Annotated in this window: 13 protein-coding genes, 1 other RNA gene and 1 pseudogene; 9 read left to right on the forward strand and 6 right to left on the reverse strand. The window is 65.7% G+C overall.

Going from position 1 to position 19,852, the window contains the following annotated elements; genetic code table 11:
• Positions 1-10: 10 nt before the first annotated feature.
• The gene (locus GGR61_RS11205; RefSeq protein ID WP_184621424.1) at positions 11-2,656 is read left to right on the forward strand and encodes a PAS-domain containing protein; all 2,646 of its coding nucleotides are present in this window, start codon (positions 11-13) and stop codon (positions 2,654-2,656) included.
• 250 nt (positions 2,657-2,906) lie between these two features.
• Positions 2,907-3,146 (forward strand): annotated as a pseudogene (locus GGR61_RS11210) (Atu4866 domain-containing protein); the annotation flags it as partial.
• A 98-nt stretch (positions 3,147-3,244) separates the two neighbouring features.
• Here the strand turns inward: GGR61_RS11210 and GGR61_RS11215 are convergent.
• The 4 genes from GGR61_RS11215 to GGR61_RS11230 are packed head-to-tail and all read right to left on the reverse strand — an operon-like array spanning position 3,245 to position 7,046.
• On the reverse strand, positions 3,245-3,883 hold the full coding sequence (locus tag GGR61_RS11215; protein ID WP_024938967.1) for a response regulator transcription factor: 639 nt from the start codon (positions 3,881-3,883) through the stop codon (positions 3,245-3,247).
• A gap of 34 nt (positions 3,884-3,917) precedes the next feature.
• Positions 3,918-4,970: an ABC transporter substrate-binding protein gene (locus tag GGR61_RS11220; protein ID WP_184621425.1), complete on the reverse strand. Its 1,053-nt coding sequence runs from the start codon at positions 4,968-4,970 to the stop codon at positions 3,918-3,920.
• Complete coding sequence (locus GGR61_RS11225) at positions 4,967-6,352, reverse strand: sensor histidine kinase (protein WP_184621426.1); 1,386 nt, start codon at positions 6,350-6,352, stop codon at positions 4,967-4,969. The genes GGR61_RS11220 and GGR61_RS11225 overlap by 4 nt, the downstream gene beginning before the upstream one ends.
• Positions 6,345-7,046, reverse strand: coding sequence for a response regulator (locus tag GGR61_RS11230; RefSeq protein WP_184407658.1), 702 nt, complete (start codon positions 7,044-7,046; stop codon positions 6,345-6,347). The genes GGR61_RS11225 and GGR61_RS11230 overlap by 8 nt, the downstream gene beginning before the upstream one ends.
• 243 nt (positions 7,047-7,289) lie before the next feature.
• Here GGR61_RS11230 and GGR61_RS11235 point away from each other — a divergent pair, with 243 nt between their 5' ends.
• The 4 genes from GGR61_RS11235 to GGR61_RS11250 all read left to right on the forward strand — a co-directional run bounded on the left by GGR61_RS11235 (position 7,290) and on the right by GGR61_RS11250 (position 11,968).
• Entirely contained in the window at positions 7,290-8,483 is a 1,194-nt protein-coding gene (locus GGR61_RS11235; protein WP_184621427.1) for a porin, read from the forward strand.
• A gap of 106 nt (positions 8,484-8,589) precedes the next feature.
• Entirely contained in the window at positions 8,590-9,918 is a 1,329-nt protein-coding gene (locus tag GGR61_RS11240) for a CitMHS family transporter (RefSeq protein ID WP_184407660.1), read from the forward strand.
• 117 nt (positions 9,919-10,035) lie between these two features.
• Entirely contained in the window at positions 10,036-10,776 is a 741-nt protein-coding gene (gene phbB, locus GGR61_RS11245) for an acetoacetyl-CoA reductase (protein WP_184407661.1), read from the forward strand.
• Between the two features lie 160 nt (positions 10,777-10,936).
• Positions 10,937-11,968, forward strand: coding sequence for a LacI family DNA-binding transcriptional regulator (locus GGR61_RS11250; protein ID WP_184407662.1), 1,032 nt, complete (start codon positions 10,937-10,939; stop codon positions 11,966-11,968).
• Between the two features lie 141 nt (positions 11,969-12,109).
• Here the strand turns inward: GGR61_RS11250 and GGR61_RS11255 are convergent, their stop codons facing one another.
• A complete protein-coding gene (locus tag GGR61_RS11255; RefSeq protein WP_184621428.1) occupies positions 12,110-13,429 on the reverse strand; it encodes an MFS transporter in 1,320 nt (439 codons plus the stop codon).
• Between the two features lie 266 nt (positions 13,430-13,695).
• Here GGR61_RS11255 and GGR61_RS11260 point away from each other — a divergent pair, with 266 nt between their 5' ends.
• From GGR61_RS11260 to GGR61_RS11270, 3 genes are all read left to right on the forward strand, one after another.
• Positions 13,696-16,149, forward strand: a complete 2,454-nt coding sequence (locus tag GGR61_RS11260; protein WP_184621429.1) for a TonB-dependent receptor — start codon at positions 13,696-13,698, stop codon at positions 16,147-16,149.
• 81 nt (positions 16,150-16,230) lie between these two features.
• A non-coding RNA gene (locus GGR61_RS11265) (sX9 sRNA) lies at positions 16,231-16,306 on the forward strand.
• 22 nt (positions 16,307-16,328) lie between these two features.
• Positions 16,329-18,269, forward strand: a complete 1,941-nt coding sequence (locus GGR61_RS11270) for an alpha-amylase family protein (RefSeq protein WP_184621430.1) — start codon at positions 16,329-16,331, stop codon at positions 18,267-18,269.
• A 726-nt stretch (positions 18,270-18,995) separates the two neighbouring features.
• Here GGR61_RS11270 and GGR61_RS11275 read toward each other — a convergent pair.
• Positions 18,996-19,676 carry a type 1 glutamine amidotransferase domain-containing protein gene (locus tag GGR61_RS11275; protein ID WP_184407760.1) on the reverse strand — a complete coding sequence of 227 codons (681 nt, stop codon included), beginning with the start codon at positions 19,674-19,676 and terminating at the stop codon, positions 18,996-18,998.
• Between the last annotated feature and the right edge of the window lie 176 nt (positions 19,677-19,852).

Raw genomic sequence — 19,852 nt, forward strand, 5'->3', positions numbered from 1 at the left:
ACTTGCCGGCATGTACGCCTCGCAACGTCGCCGCCTGCTGCTCACCCTGACCATCGTGCTGGGGGGCATGGTGGTGGCCATGGTCGCGGCAGGGCACTTTGTCGAACAGAGCGCCCTGCACGACGAAAGCGCCACCGTGCGGCGTCAGCTGCGCCTGTATGCGCAGGCCTTGCAGCAGCGCATCGATCGCTATCGCACCCTGCCGCAGATCCTGGCGCTGGACCCGGAGTTGCGCGCCGCAGTGTCCGTCCCGTTGTCGCCCGAACAGGTGGAAGGGCTCAATCGCAAACTGGAGCGCGCCAACAACGTCACCCAATCGTCCACGCTCACGTTGATCAACCGCAACGGCGTCGCGCTGGCCGCCAGCAACTGGCGCGGCGCGCGCAGCAACGTGGGCGTGGATTACGCGTTCCGGCCGTACTACCAACAGGCATTGGCCAACGGCACCGGCAGTTTCTACGGCATCGGCATGACCACCAGTGAGCCGGGCTATTTTCTGTCGCAGGCCATTGTCGACAGCGCCGGTCAGGTGCAGGGCGTGGTGGTGATCAAGATCGCGCTGGCCGCGCTGGAGCGCGAGTGGCTGCAGACGCCCGATATCGTGCTGGCTTCCGACGCGCACCAGGTAGTGTTCCTGGCCAGCCGCCCGCAATGGCGCTACCGCATGCTCGCTCCACTCAGCGTCCGCGATCGCAGCGAATTGCAGAGCACCCGCCAATACGCCGATCAGCGATTGCTGCCACTGCGGCGCCGGTTGATCGAGCAGACCGGCAACGGCGGCGTGCTGGCCGAGGTGCGCGACCCCGCACTCGCCAGCCCGGTGCTCTGGCAGAGCCTGGACGTGCCCGAAAGCGGCTGGCGCCTGCACCTGCTGCACGACACCCGCGCCAGTGCAGCGGCCGGGCGCGCCGCAGCGATTGCGGCCGCCGGTACCTGGTTGGCGCTGTCGTTGCTGTGGTTGTTCGTGCAGCAACGGCGACGGCTATCGGCCTTGCGCCAGCGCAGCCGGCACGAGCTGGAGACAGTGTTGCAGCAACATGCCGAGGAGTTGCGCACTGCCCAGGATGGCGTGGTCACCGCCGCGCAACAGGCCAACGCCGGCCTGAGCCGCAGCCTGGAACATCTGCCGCAGGGCGTGGTGGTGATCGACGAGGCGCTCAATCTGGTGGCGTGGAATTCGCGCTACGTGGAATTGTTCCGCTTCCCGCCGGAGCTGCTCAAGATCGGCCGCCCGATCGAGGAGTTGTTCCGCTTCAATGCGCGCCGTGGCCTGCTCGGCCCGGGGCCGATCGAGGCCGCCATCGAGCGCCGCCTCAACCATTTGCGCAGCGGCAAACCGCATATGCGCGAGAGCGAGAAGGAAGACGGCACGGTGCTGGAAATCCGTGGCAATCCGCTGCCCGATGGCGGATTCGTCACCAGCTACGCCGACATCACCAGCTACAAGAACGCCGCGCGCGAACTGCGCTCGCTGGCCGATGCACTGGAACACCGCGTGGCCGAGCGCACCCGCGACCTGGCTGCCGCCAAGCGCGAAGCCGAGAACGCCAACCGTTACAAGACCCGCTTCGTCGCCTCGGCGGTGCACGACCTGCTGCAACCGCTGAACGCCGCGCGCATGTTCGTGTCGGTGTTGCGCGGGCAGGTGCCCGACGCCGGCAGCGCGCGCGTGGTCGACAGCATCGAAGGCGCGCTGGCCGCGCAGGACGCCATCCTCAACAGCCTGCTGGATATCTCGCGCCTGGAAGCGGGCAGCCTGAAAACCCAGGTCCGCGATTTTGCGATCGCCCCGCTGCTGGAAACGCTGGCGCGCGAATTCGGCATCCTTGCCGAAGACCGTGGTCTGCTGCTGGACTGGGTGCCGACCTCGGCGGTGGTGTTGAGCGATGAAAACCTGCTGCGGCGCATCCTGCAGAACTTCTTGTCCAACGCCATCCGCTACACCCCGCGCGGCCGCGTCCTGATCGGTTGCCGCCGCCGTGGCGGCTGGCTGCGCATCGAAGTCCACGACCAGGGGCCAGGCATTCCCGAAGCGCTGCAGCACGAAATCTTCGAAGAATTCCGGCGCCTGGACGACGGTGTCGCCAACGATCGCGGCGCCGGCCTGGGCCTGGCGATCGTGGAGCGCATCGGCCGCCTGCTCGGCCACCGCATCGGCCTGCGTTCCACGCTTGGCGGCGGCAGCGTGTTTTCGGTCAGCGTGCCGCTGGGCGAGCGCGCAGCCATCGCCAGACAATTGCCACCACCCACCATCCCTGCGGAAAACGCCAACGACCCGATCCTGCACGGTTGCCGCATCTGGTGCGTGGACGACGACCCGCGCGTGTGCGAGGCCACCCGCACCCTGCTGGAACGCTGGGAATGCCGGGTGGATTTTGCCGGCGGCCCCGACGATGCGCTGGCCGCCGCCAATGCCGAGGACGTACCGGAACTGCTGCTGCTCGACGTGCGCATGGGCGAGCATGACGGCCCCACGCTGCTGCCGCAGTTGGTGCAGCGCTGGCACCGCGAACCGCGCGTCATCCTGGTCACCGCAGAGCCCGACCCTGCCCTGCGCGAACACGCGCTGGAACTGGGCTGGGGATTCCTGTCCAAACCGGTACGCCCGCCGGCACTGCGCGCGTTGGTGACACAGATGTTGCTGCGGCGCGGGTAGTTTCGAGCGGCCAGCGCTGCATGCTTCACCGCAACGGAGTCAGGGCGGCAGGCCACGCACCCATCGGAACTGACTCACGCTTCGGTGGATCGACAGAGCGCTCGCTGCGACGCCGGTGATCCACAAGCGCCTGCGCCTGGTGACGCCGGCTCGGCGCGGGCTGCGCGCGAGGTGGAAACGGTGTGGGTACCGAACGAACGACCCGGCACCACCTTGTCCGCGCTCCGGCACGGCGTCTTCCCGGCAACCGCATCCGTTCGTCGGCCTGTCGGTCACCCGCGATGGGCGCATCCGGCAGGCGTTGCTGCCCAATGGTCGGCACGACGAAACACGCGACAGGCGACAAAGCGCCTACCAAGGCCGTGATGCGATGGCCGGCAGCCAGACCCGCTATTGGGACGACAGCGGATTCACCGCCGATGGCAGCGTCGTCACCAACGACGCGCTGCAGCACGCTGGAATGCGGTTCCATCGTCGACGGACGGACTGACCACACGCACACCGCCGCCGCGCAGTGCATCGACGCGACGCGCAGCGCTGCACTGACCTCGCCGACCTCGAAAGCGGGCTGCCGAACAGTCGCCTTGCTCAGCCCTCGCCTTCCGGCTCCAGCGCCTTGACCAGCACCGCCGCTTGGGTGCGGCTGTAGCAGTCCAGCTTTTTCAGGATGGCGGTGACATGCACCTTAACGGTGTTTTCGGCCAACCCCAGCTCGTGTGCGATCTGCTTGTTGAGCAGGCCATCGGCCAGGCTCAGCAAGACCCGGAACTGTTGCGGGGTGAGCTGGGCGAGTTTGGATGCCAGTTGCGCATCGGCCTCCGAGCGCTCGGCGGTCATCGGCGGAAACCAGGTGCCGCCCTCCAGTACGCTGGCCACGGCGGTGCCGATCGATTCGGCCGGGGTGGATTTGGGAATGAAGCCGGCCGCGCCGAATTGCTGCGCGCGCCGGATCACACGGGGGTGATCGTTGGAGGAGATCACCACCACCGGGATGTCCGGATGCTCGCCACGCACGTGCAACAGCGCCGAGAACCCGCGTGCGCCCGGCATGGCCAGGTCCAGCAGCACCAGCTCGGCCTGCGGATGCGAGCGCAGCATCGCGCTCAACGTGGCAGCGCTGGAGGCCTCCACCACATCGGCCTGCGGCAAGGTCTGCTGCAGCACGTGGATCACGGCGGCACGGAACAGCGGGTGGTCGTCGGCGACGAGAATGGTGAGATCGGCCATGCGCCAAGTCTGGCACATGGGCGGTGTGCCGCAACTATCGCGGTGGCTGCGTGCTCGCGCGCCAGGCGTCCAGAAACTGCCGGCGCTTGAGTTTGTCCAGATACACCAGCAGGCCGGGGCCGAGCGGGATCGGGCGGAACGGCGGCTGCGCCGGACCGCCACGGCCACCGGCGGCCGGCAGGATCGGCAGCAGCCGCGCCTCGTGCGAGAGAACCTGCTGGCCGCGTGGCGACAGCAGGTAATCGAGAAAGCGGCGCGCTTCGGGTGCATGCGGCGCGCTCTTGGGAATCACCGCAGTCCGCAGCGCCACCAGGGTGTAATCCTGCGGCTGCACGATACCCAGCGGCGCGCCGGCATCGATGCGCGTCTGGGCGTAGGAACCGAGCACGTTGTAGGCCAGCAACAACTCGCCACGGCTGACGCGATCGAGCAAGGCACCGGTGCGTTCTTCCAGCTTGACCTGGTTTGCGCCCAACGCCGCGAGCAAGGCACCGGCGATGCTGCCCACTTGCCCGTCCTGGGTGGCGAACAGATAGCCCACGCCGCTGCGCTCCACATCGTACGTGCCGACCCGGCCACGCAGCGGCGCATCGGGCGCACGCAACAGGGCCAGCAATTGCCGACGCGTGCGCGGCACCCGCGCAGCATCGAGCTTGCGGGTGTTGTAGACGATGGCCACCGGCTCGTAGCTGATACCGAACACTTCGTGCCGCCATTGCGCCCATGCCGGCAGCGCTTCGGTCTGCGCGGAACGATGCGTCAGCGCGTGGCCGTCGTTCACCAGTTTGGTCTGCAGGTCCATGCTGGCGCTGATCAACATGTCCGCACGCGGCGCGCGCGGCTGCGGATGCAGATAGCCCTCGTAGATATCCCAGGCGATGATGTCTTCGTAGATCACCTCGGTGCCCGGATACAGGCGTTGGTAGTCCTGGATCACGGCACCGAACACGTCCAGATCGGTGGAGCCCTGCACGCGCAAATGCGCGCGCGCCGGTCCCTGCGCAGGAAACACACGCACATCGCCGGCTGCCGCCCAGGCAAGGCTGTGGGCGAACAGCAGGCACAGCAGGCACAGTACGCGGCTCACCGGGCACCTCCAGGAAAATGCAGCGAGGCGATCAGCCCGCCACCGACACGGTTGCTCAAGTCGATGCGCCCGCCATGCGCCTCGACCACACGTTTGACGATGGCCAGCCCCAATCCGGCGCCGCCGGCCGGTGCGTCCGGCCCACGCACGAAGCGCTCGAACACCCGCTCGGCCTCCGCCGCCGGAATGCCCGGGCCGTGATCGGCGATGGTGACCACGTGATGGCTGCCATCGCTGGTCAGCGCCACCTGCACCGCAGCGCCGCCACCGTATTTGCAGGCGTTGTCGATCAGATTCTTGAGCGCCTCGCGCAGCAGCAGCGCATCGCCGCGCAGCAGTGCCGGTTGCGGGTCGATCGCCAGTTGCACGCGTGGTGCCGCATCGCTGCGCGGCAGTGCGTCGTGCAGTGCCTGGTGCAGCACTTCGGCCAGATCCACGGTGGCGAAGCGCTGCAGATTGGCGCGGTGAATCACGCTGGCGTCGCTGAGCAATTGATTGAGCAGCCGGCTCATATGGCTGGCGTTGCGCTCGATCGCCACCAGGCTGCGTTGCATGTCGCGCGGGTCGTCGTCGTCCATCGCCAGCTGCGCCTGCGCACGTAATGCGGCCAACGGCGTGCGCATCTGGTGCGCGGCTTCGGCCATGAACGCGCGCAAGGTTTCGTTGCTGGACGACAGCCGCGCCATGAAGCGATTGAGCGCGGCCACCATCAGCTGCATTTCCTGCGGCGCCGGCACCGTGAGCGGCTTCAGATCGGACGGCTCGCGCCGCGACAGATCGCGCTCGATGCGCTGCAACGGGCGCAAGGCGCGATACACGCCCAGCCACACCAGGCCCAGCGCAAGCAGCGACAGCACGCCGATCGCCACCAAGGCATTGAGCACCACATCGCGTGCCACCGCGTCGCGCGCACGGCGGGTCTGGCCCACCTGCACGCGCACTTCGCCCTGCCCGGACGCCGACGCCACCCGATGCATCACCATCGCAAACCGCACCAGCTCGCCGCTGTAGTACGCATCGAACAACAGCGGGCGCTCGTCGCGGGGAGACCGCTGCGGCAACGGCAAGTCGTCTTCGCCGGTGATGGTGTGCCCTTGCGCATCGAAGACGCGGTAGAACACGCGATCTTCCGGCGCCATGCCCAGCAGATCCAGCGAGGCATACGGCAGATCCACCTGCCAGTCGCCGCCGACCAACGCCACGCTGTCGATGATCGACAGCGCCGAAGACACCAGCAAATGATCGTAGGAACGATTGGCCGCCCGCTCGCCGTAGTCGCGCGCGGCGAAGAACAACACCACCGCGCCCAGCAGCGACAGGCTGCCCAGATACAGCAGCAGGGTGCGCCGGATCGATGGCGCCACCACCAGCGGCTCAGCCATCGACGCCTGGCTCCACCGGCGCATGCCGGTCGGCTTCTTCCAGTTTGTAGCCGGCGCCGCGCACGGTGACGATGCGCAACGGCGCGGCCGCCAATTTGCGACGTAGCCGCCCGACATACAACTCGATCGCATTGGGCCCGGCATCGTCGTCGAAGCCGAACAAGCCGTTGCCGATCTCGTCCTTGCCCACCACATGGCCCAAGCGTCCGATCAGGATCTCGAACAGGCGGTACTCGCGATTGGGCAACTCGATCGGCACGCCGTCCAGCATCAACGTGTGCGCGGCGTTGTCGAACACGAAGCCGCCGAGCTGCACCACCTCGCTGGCCTGGCCGCGATTGCGCCGCAGCAGCACCCGGCAACGCGCCTCGAACTCGCGGAAGTCGAAGGGCTTGCCCAGGTAATCGTCGGCACCGACATCCAGCGCCTGCACACGGTCCTCGATGCCATCGCGCGCGGTGAGCATCAGCACCGGCGTGGTGTCGCCACGCTCGCGCATCCCGGCCAGCACCCGCAGCCCATCCAGCTTGGGCAAGCCGATATCCAGCACCACCAGATCGAAGCTCTGATAACGCAGCACGCTGGCCGCCGCCAGTCCATCGGACTGCCAATCCACCGCATGCCCGCTACGGCGCATGCGCCGCACGATGGCATCGGCGAGGTCGGCGTTGTCTTCGACTAGCAGCAGGCGCATGGGGCGGGGATTGGGGAGTCGGGATTGGGGAGTCGCAGCGGCGCTTGGCCGCGGCCGGAAGGTAACAGGCCCGACGGACAAAAGCTTCTTTCGCTCTTGCCAATCCCCAATCCCGACTTCCCAATCCCCGCCCCAACGACAGGTCCATGACAGCTTCACCGGTCTAGGCTGCTTCCAACGCGCCGCAGGGTAGCTCTGCGGTGCATCGCTGAACGTGATTCACACATGTACCTGGGAGGGTCTGTGAGCAACGACACTTTGCGTCTGCGCGTATTCACTGCCTGCGCTGCGCTGTGCCTGGTACCGGCGGCGCAGGCCGCCGATGACGATGGTCCGGTCACTGCCGAGATAGGCGGGCGTGTGCATTGGGACTTCACCGTGTTCGACAACGACGAACGTGGTGCGCCCGAGCGCAACGACACCCAGTTCCGCCGCGTGTGGCTGGATGTGGCGGGCAAGTTCTACGGCTTCAACTACAAGGCAGAAGCGGAATTTGCCGGCCTGCAGTACGAGCCCGGCGGGCGCGGCATTCTGGCGCGCGATGTGTACATCGCCAAGAAGTTCTCCGCCGGTACCCTGACCGTGGGCCAGTTCAAGCAATACTTCTCGCTGGACGATCGCACCGGCTCCAACTACGGCCCGTTCCTGGAACGCGGCTATGCCTCGACCACACTGGCGCCGATCTATCGCAAGGCCATTTCCTGGCAGGCCAATCGCCCCGACGCCACCTGGTCCACGGCGGCTTACAGCCTGGAAAGCATCGACAATTCGTCCACCAAGGGTGGCGCGCTGGGCACCCGTCTGACCTTCGCTCCGGAAATGGGCGAGGCGCGGCTGCGCCATCTGGGCGTGTCGCTGGCGCACGAGCGTTATTCGCACCCGGGCAGTGGCGGCGCGGCGACGCTGCTGATCCGTCCGCGTCCGGAAAACGACCTGGCCAACAACAGCCGCATCACGCTGGCGCGCTTTGCCGATGGCCGCGATACCGATTTCGACAAATGGTCGCTGGAATACGCCGAAGTGCTGGGACCGTGGTCGTGGCAAAGCGAATTCAGCGGCGGCCTGCTCGACGACGGCGCACAGCATGCCAAGGTGTTGGCCAGCTACGGGCTGGTCAGCTGGTTCGTGACCGGCGAGTCGCGCGGCTACGACCGCAAGACCGGGCGTTTCAGCCGCATCAAAACCCCCAATCATCCTACCGGCGCGTTCGAGCTGGCGCTGCGCTACGACTATATGCGCGGCGACCAGCATCTGGATGGCCAGCCCGATTTCATCAATGCCAGCACGCAATCGTGGACGCTGGGCGGCAACTGGTATTTCAAGCCGAACCTGCGCGTGATGCTCAACGTGATCGACAGCCGCAACCGCGACCGCATGTTCGATGCGGTAGTCGATCATACCCTGGCGGTGACCGGCCGGTTTCAGTACGACTTCTGATCCACATGCCTGAGGTTCCACCCTTGATGCATTACCGCGGCTGCATGACACCCGCCGCCGCGCGCTCCACTCTCCCCCTGCTGTACGCCTCAAAGGATTTGCCCGCATGCTGACCGCGCTCGGTTTCGGAATGGTGATCACCTTCATGTACCTGATCATGAGCAAGCGGCTGTCGCCGCTGGTGGCTCTGATCACGGTGCCGATCGTGTTCGCGCTGCTGGGCGGCTTCGGCACCGGCATCAACGAGATGATGCTCGACGGCATCAAGAAGATCGCGCCCACCGGCGTGATGCTGATGTTCGCCATCCTCTACTTCGGGGTGATGATCGACGCCGGCCTGTTCGATCCGCTGGTCGGCCGCATCCTGCGTCTGGTCAAGGGCGATCCGCTGAAGATCGTCATGGGCACGGCGATCCTGGCGATGCTGATCTCGCTCGACGGCGATGGCTCCACCACCTACATGATCACCGTGTCGGCGATGCTGCCGCTGTATCAGCGTCTGGGCATGAATGCGCTCAACCTCACCTGCGTCACCATCCTGGCCAGCGGCGTGATGAATCTGACCCCCTGGGGCGGGCCCACCGCGCGCGCCGCCACCGCCCTGCATGTGGACCCGGCCGATGTGTTCGTCCCGTTGGTGCCGGCGATGGCGATGGCGATCATCGGCATCCTCGCGCTGGCCTGGTATCTGGGCATGCGCGAACGCCGTCGCCTGGGCGTGGTGCGCCTGCCCGCCGACGGCAACTGGCTGGACACCAGCATGCCCGAAGAAAGCGATGCGCTGCCGCGCGTGGAAGACACCGAGGACATGAAGCGGCCCAAGCTGCTGTGGGTGAACCTGATCCTCACCCTGGCGCTGATGGCCGCGCTGGTGGTCGGTGTGCTGCCGATGCCGGTGCTGTTTATGATCGGCTTTGCGCTGGCGCTGATGATCAACTACCCCAACCTGGCCGAGCAGCGCCGTCGCCTGGTCAATCACGCCGGCAACGTACTGTCTGTGGTGTCGCTGATTTTCGCTGCAGGCATCTTCACCGGCATCCTGTCCAACACCGGCATGGTCGAAGCGATGTCGCGCAGCTTTCTGGCGGTGATCCCGGATAGCTGGGGCCCGTACCTGGCGGTGATCACGGCGATCGTCAGCATGCCGTTTACGTTCTTCATGTCCAACGACGCGTTCTATTTCGGCGTGCTGCCGATCCTGTCCGAAGCGGCCGGGCACTACGGCATCACCCCGGTGGAAATGGCGCGTGCCTCGCTGGCCGGGCAACCGGTGCATCTGCTTAGCCCACTGGTGCCCTCGACCTATCTGCTGGTCGGCCTGGCCAAGGTCGATTTTGCCGACCATCAACGCTTCACGCTGAAGTGGGCGGTGCTGATTTCGCTGCTGATGCTGGCGGGCGGATTGTTGTTTGGCCTGTTTCCGCTGGCGCGCTGATCGCGCGCCGGGATTCGGCATTCGGGATTGGGGATTCGCAAAAGCGAACGCCGGTGCCCGCTGTTGCGAATCCCATCCTCCCCAATCCCGAATCCCAACTCCGAAGGAGTTCACCCAATGACTCTCCGCATCGCATACGTCACCAGTGGCATGGGCAGTGTGGGTACCGCGATCTGCCAGAAGCTGGCGCGCAGCGGGCATACCGTGGTCGCCGGTTGCGGCCCCAATTCGCCGCGCAAGACCGCCTGGTTGCGTGAGCAGCGCGAACAAGGCTTCGAGTTCGTCGCCTCCGAAGGCAATGCCGCCGATTGGGATTCCACCGTGGCCGCCTTCGCCAAGGTCAAGGCCGAGGTCGGCGAGATCGATGTGCTGGTCAACAATGCCGGCGGCAGCCGCGATACCTTGTTCCGGCAAATGAGCCGCGACGACTGGAATGCAGTGATCGCCAGCAACCTGCACTCGCTGTTCAACATCACCAAGCAGGTCGTCGATGGCATGACGTCACGTGGCTGGGGGCGCATCGTCAATATCGGTTCGGTCAGCGCACACAAGGGCCAGATCGGGCAGATCAATTTCGCCACCGCCAAGGCGGCGATGCATGGTTTCAGTCGCGCGTTGGCGCAGGAAGTTGCCTCGCGCGGCGTCACCGTCAACACCATTTCGCCCGGCTATATCGCCAGCGCCTCGATCAGCAGTTTTCCGCCCGACGTGCTCGACCGCCTGGCCACCTCGGTGCCGATACGCCGGCTCGGCAAGCCGGCCGAAGTCGCCGGGCTATGCGCCTGGCTCGCCTCCGATGAGGCCGCCTACGTGACCGGCGCCGACTACGCGGTCAATGGCGGCCTCTACATGGGCTAAGGCATGCGCCCGCCGACGTGGGCGCCACGCCATGCACGCATGCCGCTTGCCATCGCGTCGGAGATGGCGTTCGGCCCGGGCACGCAAGCGACCGCCACTGCGCGATCGACCCGCCCCAGCGCGAACTGATTACACTCGGTGTTTTCCGCATCGCGCTGCCATGGTCAAACCTTCAGAACGCGCCACACCGGCTGCCCGCCCGCAGATGGCCGACATCGCCCGCATGGCGGGCGTCTCCGAATCCACCGTGTCGCGCGCGTTGGCTGGCAGCCCGGTAGTGGCAGAGCGCACGCGCGCCTACATCAAGCAGATTGCCGCCGATGCCGGCTATCAGGTCGACCCGGTCGCACGCAGCCTGCGCGCCAAGCGCTCCAACACCGTGAGCGTTGCGGTGCCGATGATGCACGCACTGGATCAACCGCTGTCCGACCCGTTTCTGATGACCATGCTGGCGCTGCTGGCCGAAGAACTCACCGGGCGCGGCTACAGCATGCTGCTATCCAAGCTGGACCGTCACCAGGACGGCTGGGTGGAACAGCTCGCGCGCGGCAGCCGCTCCGATGGCGTGATCGTGCTGGGGCAAAGTTCCGAACATGCCGCGCTGGACGAAGCCGCCCGCGACGGCCTGCCGATGGCGGTATGGGGCAGCCGCATCGACGGGCAGTCCTACATCAGCGTGGGCAGCAACAACTTCCAGGGCGGCGTGCTCGCCACCGAGCACCTGATCGCCAGCGGCCGCCGCCGCATCGCCTTCCTGGGCGACGATCAACTGCCCGAGGTGGCACCGCGCTTTGCCGGCTACCGCGATGCGCTGGAGCGGCACGGGCTGGAATTCGATACGCGCCTGCATGCGCGTAGCCACTTTCTCAGCGAAGATGCCTACCGCCTGACCCGCGCCATGCTCAAGAAAACCGATCCGCCGGACGGCCTGTTCGCCGCCTCCGACGTGATTGCGGTCGGTGCGATCCGCGCCCTGGTCGAAGCCGGCCACCGCGTCCCGCAGGACATCTCGCTGGTGGGCTTTGACGACATTCCGCTGGCCGCGTACAGCCAACCGCCGTTGACCACGGTACGGCAGGATCTCGGGCTGGCTGCACGCTTGCTGGTGGACCGGCTACTGGCGCTGATTGCCGGCGAGTCGGTGGAGTCGGTGGAAATGCAGGTGAAGCTGGTGGTGCGCGAGTCGGCGTAAGGCCGGGAATCGGGAATCGGGAATCGGGAATCGGGAATCGGGAATCGTAAGAGCGTGCGTCCGGGGCCGGTTGCACGCAATCAATTGGTGCTGCCACGCGGCGTTTCTTGGCGCCGAGGTAGTGCGGCACCGCCCCGGCGGCTACGCCACCACGGCCTTGGGCTTGCGCACTCGCACGCACAACATCGCTACCGCTGCGGCCAGCATCAGCGCGCCGGCCAGGCGGATCACGTTGCGTGGGTCGCCGTGCAGCAGCGGCTCGTAGTACAGAGGCAAGGTCACGATCTGGATCAGCATCGGCAGCACGATGAACAGGTTGAACAGGCCCATGTACACGCCGGTACGCTCGGGCGGAATGCTGTCGGCCAGCATCAGATACGGGTTGCCCATCATGCTGGCCCAGGCAAGCCCAATGCCGATCATCGGCACTAGCAACAACCAGCGATCCTGGATGCCCGGCAACACCCACATGCCGATGCCGGCCGCGACCAGGCAGGCCGCATGCGTGTACTTCGGGCCGAGGCGACGTACCACCGGCACCATCGCAAACGCCGCCAGAAAGGCGACGAAGTTGTAGAACCCACCGATCTGTCCATTGACCAGACCCGCCTCGCGAAAACCATGCGAGTTGGCTTCGGTGGTGCCGAACAAGGTGGTCGACAGCGACAGCACGATGTATTGCCAATAGCTGAAGATCGCATACCACTGGAACAACATCACCGGCGCGAGCTGGCGCATGGTCGGTGGCATCGCGCGCAAGGCACTGTAGATTTCGCGCACCGTCGCTCCCAGGCCCGCCCCGGTCTGGCGCATGCGCGCGATCTCTGCCGGCGGAATCACCGGTTCGCGCACGCTGCGCGCAGTGAGCAGGATCGATGCCGCAGAAAACCCTGCACCGATCACGAACGCCGCGATGGTCACGTAGGGAATATGGTGGGCGTTGGCGGCGTCCTGGTTTATGCCCATCCACACCAGCAAGGGCGGTGTGAGATAGGCCAGCGTCTGCGCCAGGCCGGTGAATGCGCTTTGGGTGAGATAGCCCAGCGGCCGCTGCGGCGGCGCCAATACATCGCTGACCAGCGCACGGTACGGCTCCATCGCCACATTGTTGGCCGCATCCAGCATCCACAACAGGCACACCGCCATCCACAGCGCGGTACTGAACGGCATCGCCAGCAGGCACAGGCTGCACACCAGTGCGCCCAGCACCATGTAGGGCATGCGCCGGCCCCAACGGGTCACCGAACGGTCGCTCCACGCGCCCACGAACGGCTGCAACACCAGCCCGGTGATCGGCCCGGCCAGCCACAGGTACGGCAGGCTGGCGTGGTCGGCGCCCAGGTAGTTGTAGATCGGGCTCATATTGCTCTGCTGCAGCCCGAAGCTGTATTGCACGCCGAAAAAGCCGGCGTTGAGCGCCAGGATGCGCGCAAAGGAGAGCGGTGGAGCGTTCGACGACATGCAAGGTCCTGAGCTTCGGTGCGGCTATCAGTGGCCGCAGCGCACTGTACGCTGACGTCTTTGCAATCGATTGTAACGCTGCGGTGCAACACGCTTATGATTTTCAAAGAACGCAACAAATGCCGATTTAAATGCTGCAATGCAGGATTGCAATCGATTGTAGTGCAGCAGTATTACTGCGCTCGCACTGCAGGCCCCACGGCCATTCCCTGGGAGGGGACGATGCAGGCGTCGGCACACCACCATCCGTGAGAGAGAGAATCGCGATGTCCACCTTGCACACCCTGCGCTTGCACGCCCTGGCCTGCGCGGTCGTTTCCTGCCTGTGCGCGCCAGCCGCGCTGGCCCAGGACGCCACTGCCGCACCCACCACTCCGCCGGCTGCCGACAGCGCCGCGGTCAACCTGGATTCGGTGTTCGTCACCGGCACCTCCACCGCCACCACCAAGCTCAAGTCCAGCGTCTCGGTCAGCACCGTCGGCGCCGAGGCGATCGAACAATCGGCGCCGCGCAGCACCGCCGAGATCTTCCGCAACATTCCCGGCATCCGCTCCGAATCCAGCGGCGGCGAAGGCAACGCCAACATCGCCGTGCGCGGCCTGCCGGTCGCCTCCGGCGGCGCCAAGTTCCTGCAGCTGCAGGAAGACGGCCTGCCGGTGATGGAGTTCGGCGATATCGCCTTCGGCAACTCCGACATCTTCCTGCGGTCGGATTTCACGCTCGACCGCATCGAAGCCATTCGCGGCGGCTCGGCCTCGACGTTCACCAGCAACGCGCCCGGCGGCATCATCAACTTCATCAGCAAGACCGGCGACACGGCAGGCGGCAGCGTCGGCGTGAGCCGCGGCCTGGATTACGACAACACGCGCGTGGACTTCAACTACGGCGCACCGTTTGCCGAGCACTGGCAGTTCAACATCGGCGGCTTCTTCCGCCAGGGCGATGGCGTGCGCGACGCCGGTTACACCACCGACAAGGGTGGCCAGCTCAAGGCCAACCTCACCCGTCTGTTCGACAACGGCTACGTGCGCCTGTACGGCAAATACCTCAACGACCGCGCCGCCGGTTATCTGCCGGTGCCGACCTCGGTGCGCGGCCGCGATGGCGCGCCGGACCTGGGTGGCTTCCCCGGCTTCGATCCCGGCAACGACACCTTGTACAGCCGCAACTTCCGCACCGATGTCGGTCTGGATGGCAACAATCAGCCACGCCGCACCGACCTGGGCGACGGCATGCATCCGATCTCGCGCACCATCGGCGCCGAGGCCTGGTTCGACCTGGGGAACGGTTGGAACCTGAGCGAGAAATTCCGCGTCGCCGACAACAGCGGCCGCTTCGTCAGCCCGTTCCCGGCCGAGGTCACCGATGCGGCCACGCTCGCCGCATCCATCGGTGGTGCCGGCGCGCAACTGGTGCAGGCCAGCGGCCCCGACGCCGGCCAGGCCTACACCGGCAATGCGATCCGCACACATCTGTTCAACGTGGCGATCAACGACCTGGGCAACGTCACCAACGACCTCAGCGTTTCGCGCGCATTCGGCGGCGACGACCGCACGCTCACCCTGCGCATGGGCTATTACAGCTCGCGCCAGACCATCGACATGGACTGGACCTGGAACTCCTACGTGCAGACCCTGGGCCGCGACTCGCGCCTGCTCAACGTCGTCGATGCCGGCGGCGCCGCGTTGTCGCAGAACGGCCTGTACGCCTATGGCGTGCCGTTCTGGGGCGACTGCTGCAATACCCGCAGCTACGACGTGCGCTACGACGTCAACGCACCGTACGTCGCGCTCACCTTCGACAGCGGCAAGTTCAGCCTCGACGGTAGCCTGCGCTACGACATGGGTGATGCGCGCGGCACGTACGCCGGCACCGCGATCGCGCAGAACCTGGACGTCAACGGCGACGGCGTGATCCAGCCGGTGGAGCAGAACGTGGCCACCGTCGATCTCGCCAACCCGAAGCCGGTGGACTACGACTGGAATTACCTGTCGTATTCGTTGGGCGGCAACTATCTGATCAACGACGACCTGGGTGCGTTTGCACGTATCAGCCGAGGCGCACGCGCCAATGCCGACCGTTTGTTGTTCGGCGTGATCCGCGACGATGGTTCGGTGTCCTCCGATGAAGGCGTCAATGTGGTCCGCCAGGCCGAAGCCGGCTTGAAGTGGCGCCGCGACGGCTTGAGCCTGTTCGCTACCGCGTTCTCCGCACGCACCGAGGAACAGAACTTCGAAGTCACCAGCCAGCGCTTCTTCAACCGCAGCTACAAGGCGCACGGCGTGGAGTTGGAAGCCAGCTATCGCTACGAGGGCTTCACCGTCAACGGCGGCCTGACCTGGACCGACGCGGAGATTTCCAAGGACCAGATCACCCCGGAAAACACCGGCAATGTGCCGCGTCGCCAGGCCGATGTCGTCTGGCAGCTCACCCCGAGTTATCGTGGCGATGGCTACCAGTTCGGCGTGAACCTGATCGGCACCACCGATGCCTACACGCAGGATTCCAACCAGCTGAAAATGCCGGGCTACACGCAGGTGAACCTGTTCGGCGACTATCGCGTGACCGACGCGCTGACCGTGGCGCTCAACGTCAACAATCTGTTCAATACATTCGGCCTGACCGAAGCAGAGGAAGCCACGATTCCCGCCAACGGCATCATCCGCGCGCGCTCGATTGCCGGCCGCACCACCAGCATCAGCTTGCGTTACGACTTCTAAGGACCCCTCGCCCCGCCCAAGAGCGACCAGCAACACGCCTGCGCGGCCGTCAGGCAGGCGCAGCCGGTGCAAGGAATCGGCGTGTATCGTTCGTACACGTCGGTTCCTTCGCGCCGTCCGTACCCACCTGACGACCGCTCGCTCCGTTTTGTTAGCCGCTTCAAGCCCGGCCCTTGCCAATGACCGCCTCCCCCATCGATTTCACTGCATTGCGCGCGGCCTTTGCCGCGCCATTGGATGCGCAGCGTGCAAGCGCGCTGCTGACGCGCTTCGACCGGCATGCACCGCGTCTGCTGGATGCGTTGCACATGCTGTATGGACAGCGCCCCGACTATGCGTCCTGGCTGACGCAATGGCTGGGCGCGCTCGGCACGCGCGCCCAGCAGCGCTCATCTGCACTGCAACAGCTCGACACGACGCGGCAGGCCGGCTGGTTCGGTCAACAACACATGCTGGGCTACAGCGCCTACGTGGACCGCTTCGCCGGCACCTTGCAAGGCGTGGCTGCGCGCGTGCCGTATCTGCAGGAGCTGGGCGTGCGCTATCTGCACCTGCTGCCGTTCCTGCGTGCGCGCGCCGGCGACAACGATGGCGGCTTTGCGGTCAGCGATTACGGCCAGGTCGAACCGAGCCTGGGCAGCAACGACGATCTCATCGCGCTCACCACGCGCCTGCGCGAGGCGGGCATCAGCCTGTGCGCGGATTTCGTACTCAACCATACCGCCGACGATCACGCCTGGGCACAGGCCGCACGCGCAGGCGATGCGCGCTATCTGGACTACTACCACCACTTCGCCGATCGCACCCTGCCCGACCGTTACGAGGCCACGCTGGGCCAGGTCTTCCCGCATACCGCACCCGGCAACTTCACCTGGGTGGACGCCACCGCGCAGTGGATGTGGACCACGTTCTATCCCTATCAATGGGATCTGAACTGGAGCAACCCGGCGGTGTTCGGCGAGATGGCGCTGGCGATGCTGCAGCTGGCCAATCTGGGTGTGGAAGCCTTCCGCCTGGATTCCACCGCGTATCTGTGGAAGCGCACCGGCACCGACTGCATGAACCAGCCCGAGGCGCACACCTTGCTGGTGGCGCTGCGCGCGGTCACCGATATCGTCGCACCGTCGGTGGTGATGAAGGCCGAAGCCATCGTGCCGATGACGCAGCTGCCGCCCTACTTCGGCAGCGATGCGGATCGAGGACACGAATGCCACCTGGCTTATCACAGCACGCTGATGGCGGCCGGTTGGTCGGCATTGGCACTGCAACGCGGCGATATCCTGCATAACGTCATCGCGCATAGCCCACCGCTGCCGCCCAATTGCGCGTGGCTGAGCTATGTCCGCTGCCATGACGACATCGGCTGGAATGTGCTGCAACACGAAGCGGCCGGCACTGCGGAGCAGCCGCCGTTCGCGTTGCGCGATGTGGCGCGTTTCTACGCCAACGACGTGCCAGGCAGTTATGCGCGCGGGGAGAGCTTCCAAAGCAGCGGCGACGGCGTGCACGGCACCAACGGCATGACCGCCGCGCTTGCCGGCATTCAAGCCGCCCACGCGGCCGGCGATGCGGCGGCATTGGCGACGGCGGTGGATCGCCTGGTGCTGCTCTATGCCATCGCATTGGCGATGCCAGGCGTCCCGTTGATCTACATGGGCGACGAACTCGCCCTGCCAAACGACAACAGCTATCGCAACGACCCGCTACGCCGACACGAAGGTCGGTGGCTGCATCGCCCGGCGATGGATTGGCAGATCGCCGCACAACGCGAGAATGCAGAAAGTGTGAGCGGCAAGGTCTATCGCCGCCTGCATGCATTGATCCAGCAACGCGCCGTACTTCCCGCGCTGGCGGCAGATCAAGCAGTGGGAAGCCTCGCGTTGAGCGACTCACGTCTGTTCGCATTGACGCGTGGCGACCGCTTTATCGCCGTGCACAACTTCAGCGACCGCGCATTGCAAGCACAGCTTCCGATCGGCGCACAGACGCAATGGAAGTTCAGTGCAGCCACGCAATGCGCGACCTCACGCGATGGCGGCGACATCGCGACCGAACCGCTGAGCGCAGGTACACACCTGCAGCTTCCCGCTTACGCAGTGCGATGGCTGGAGCGTTGCTGACCGCAAGCCACAAGCGGACGAACGCACCGGTTTGGTCAAGCCCGGATCGCATCCAGAGCGCGTTTTCCTGTCTGCGAACCTGTTCCAGCCTGCGCACTGACCGCCTCTTGCTTACAAACCGACGGCGCCCATTCTGCAGGCTGAGCTCCCTTCCCCCGCCTGCGGGGGAAGGTGCCCGACAGGGCGGATGGGGGCAGACCCGTCAAGCTCCCAGACTACGAAACGACTTCGCGTCAGCCTACTGCAGGCCGGCTGATCTGCGGCCTGGCTGCAGGGCCCTTGCCCGCCCAGCGTCGCGGGACACGCTGCAAGGACGTCCTTGTAAGCTCTTACGCGGCATCCATGCCGCGTAAGGTCCCGCGACGCTGGGCGGGCAAGGACCAGTCGAGATGGTCGGCATGCATGGGTTTAAACACAGCAACCAGCGGAGTCTCTGGTGCGGTGTCCTCGCCGCTTGCGGGACCGTGTGGCGGCATGGATGCCGCCACCGAGCCCCCAGGGACGGGTTCACGGCGTGTCCCGCCAGCGGTGAGGGCACCGCGCATTCGACCCACTCAGTGTTTGATCTGGACTTCTGACGGCATCCACCAAGATACGGCCGACAAACCACTGCACTCACTGACAGGCGCTCGCCAGGTTTTGTTAGCTGCTCTAAAACCGAAACGCGATCCGCCCAGCTAGCACCCAACATGGGTGTACCCACTCCCCCCTTCAACCGCCCATTCCTCAGCGCGCAAGCAACGCCAACAGCGCCTCGGCAGCCTTCTCCGACGACGCCGGATTCTGGCCGGTGACCAACGTGCCATCGGTGACCACATGCACGCCCCAGTCGGCACCCTTTTCGTAGCGGCCGCCGAGTTCGGTCAACACATCCTCGACCAGGAACGGCACGATCTTGGTCAGGCCAACGCCGTCTTCTTCGCCATTGGTGAAGCCGGTGACGCGGCGACCATTGACCAGCGGCTTGCCATCGCTACCCTTGACGCGACGCAGGGCGCCCGGCGCGTGACAGACCAAGCCATGCGGCTTGTTTGCAGCGGCAAATGCTTCGATCAGCGCGATCGAGTGCGCGTCTTCAGCCAGATCCCACAACGGGCCATGGCCACCGGGGTAGAACACCGCATCGAAGTCGTCGGCCTTGACGTCCGCCAGGCGGTGCGTGCTGGACAGTGCCTGCTGCGCATCGACGTCCTGCTTGAAACGCTTGGTGGCCTCTGTCTGAGCGTCGGGCTCGTCGCTCTTGGGGTCCAGCGGCGGCTGGCCGCCCTTGGGCGACACCAGGGTGATCTGCGCGCCTGCATCCTTGAAGACGTAATACGGCGCGGCGAATTCCTCCAGCCAGAAACCGGTTTTCTTGCCGGTATCGCCCAGCTGATCGTGGGAAGTGAGCACCATCAGGATGTTCATCGCATTGCCTCGTGTCATGGCCCATCTTGGGCAAGGCGAGCAGTGTCCGGCTCAACCCGTTGCAGCCTCGTGTAGAACGCGTGGGCACGATGCATACGATTCAGCGGCACCTTGCATGAGACCCGCAATCGCGATCACAACGCAGTCACATTAAACATCCGCATGTCACGTGCGAT

This window comes from Xanthomonas sp. 3058 (assembly GCF_014199765.1).
GTDB classification, from domain to species: Bacteria; Pseudomonadota; Gammaproteobacteria; order Xanthomonadales; family Xanthomonadaceae; genus Xanthomonas; species Xanthomonas campestris_B.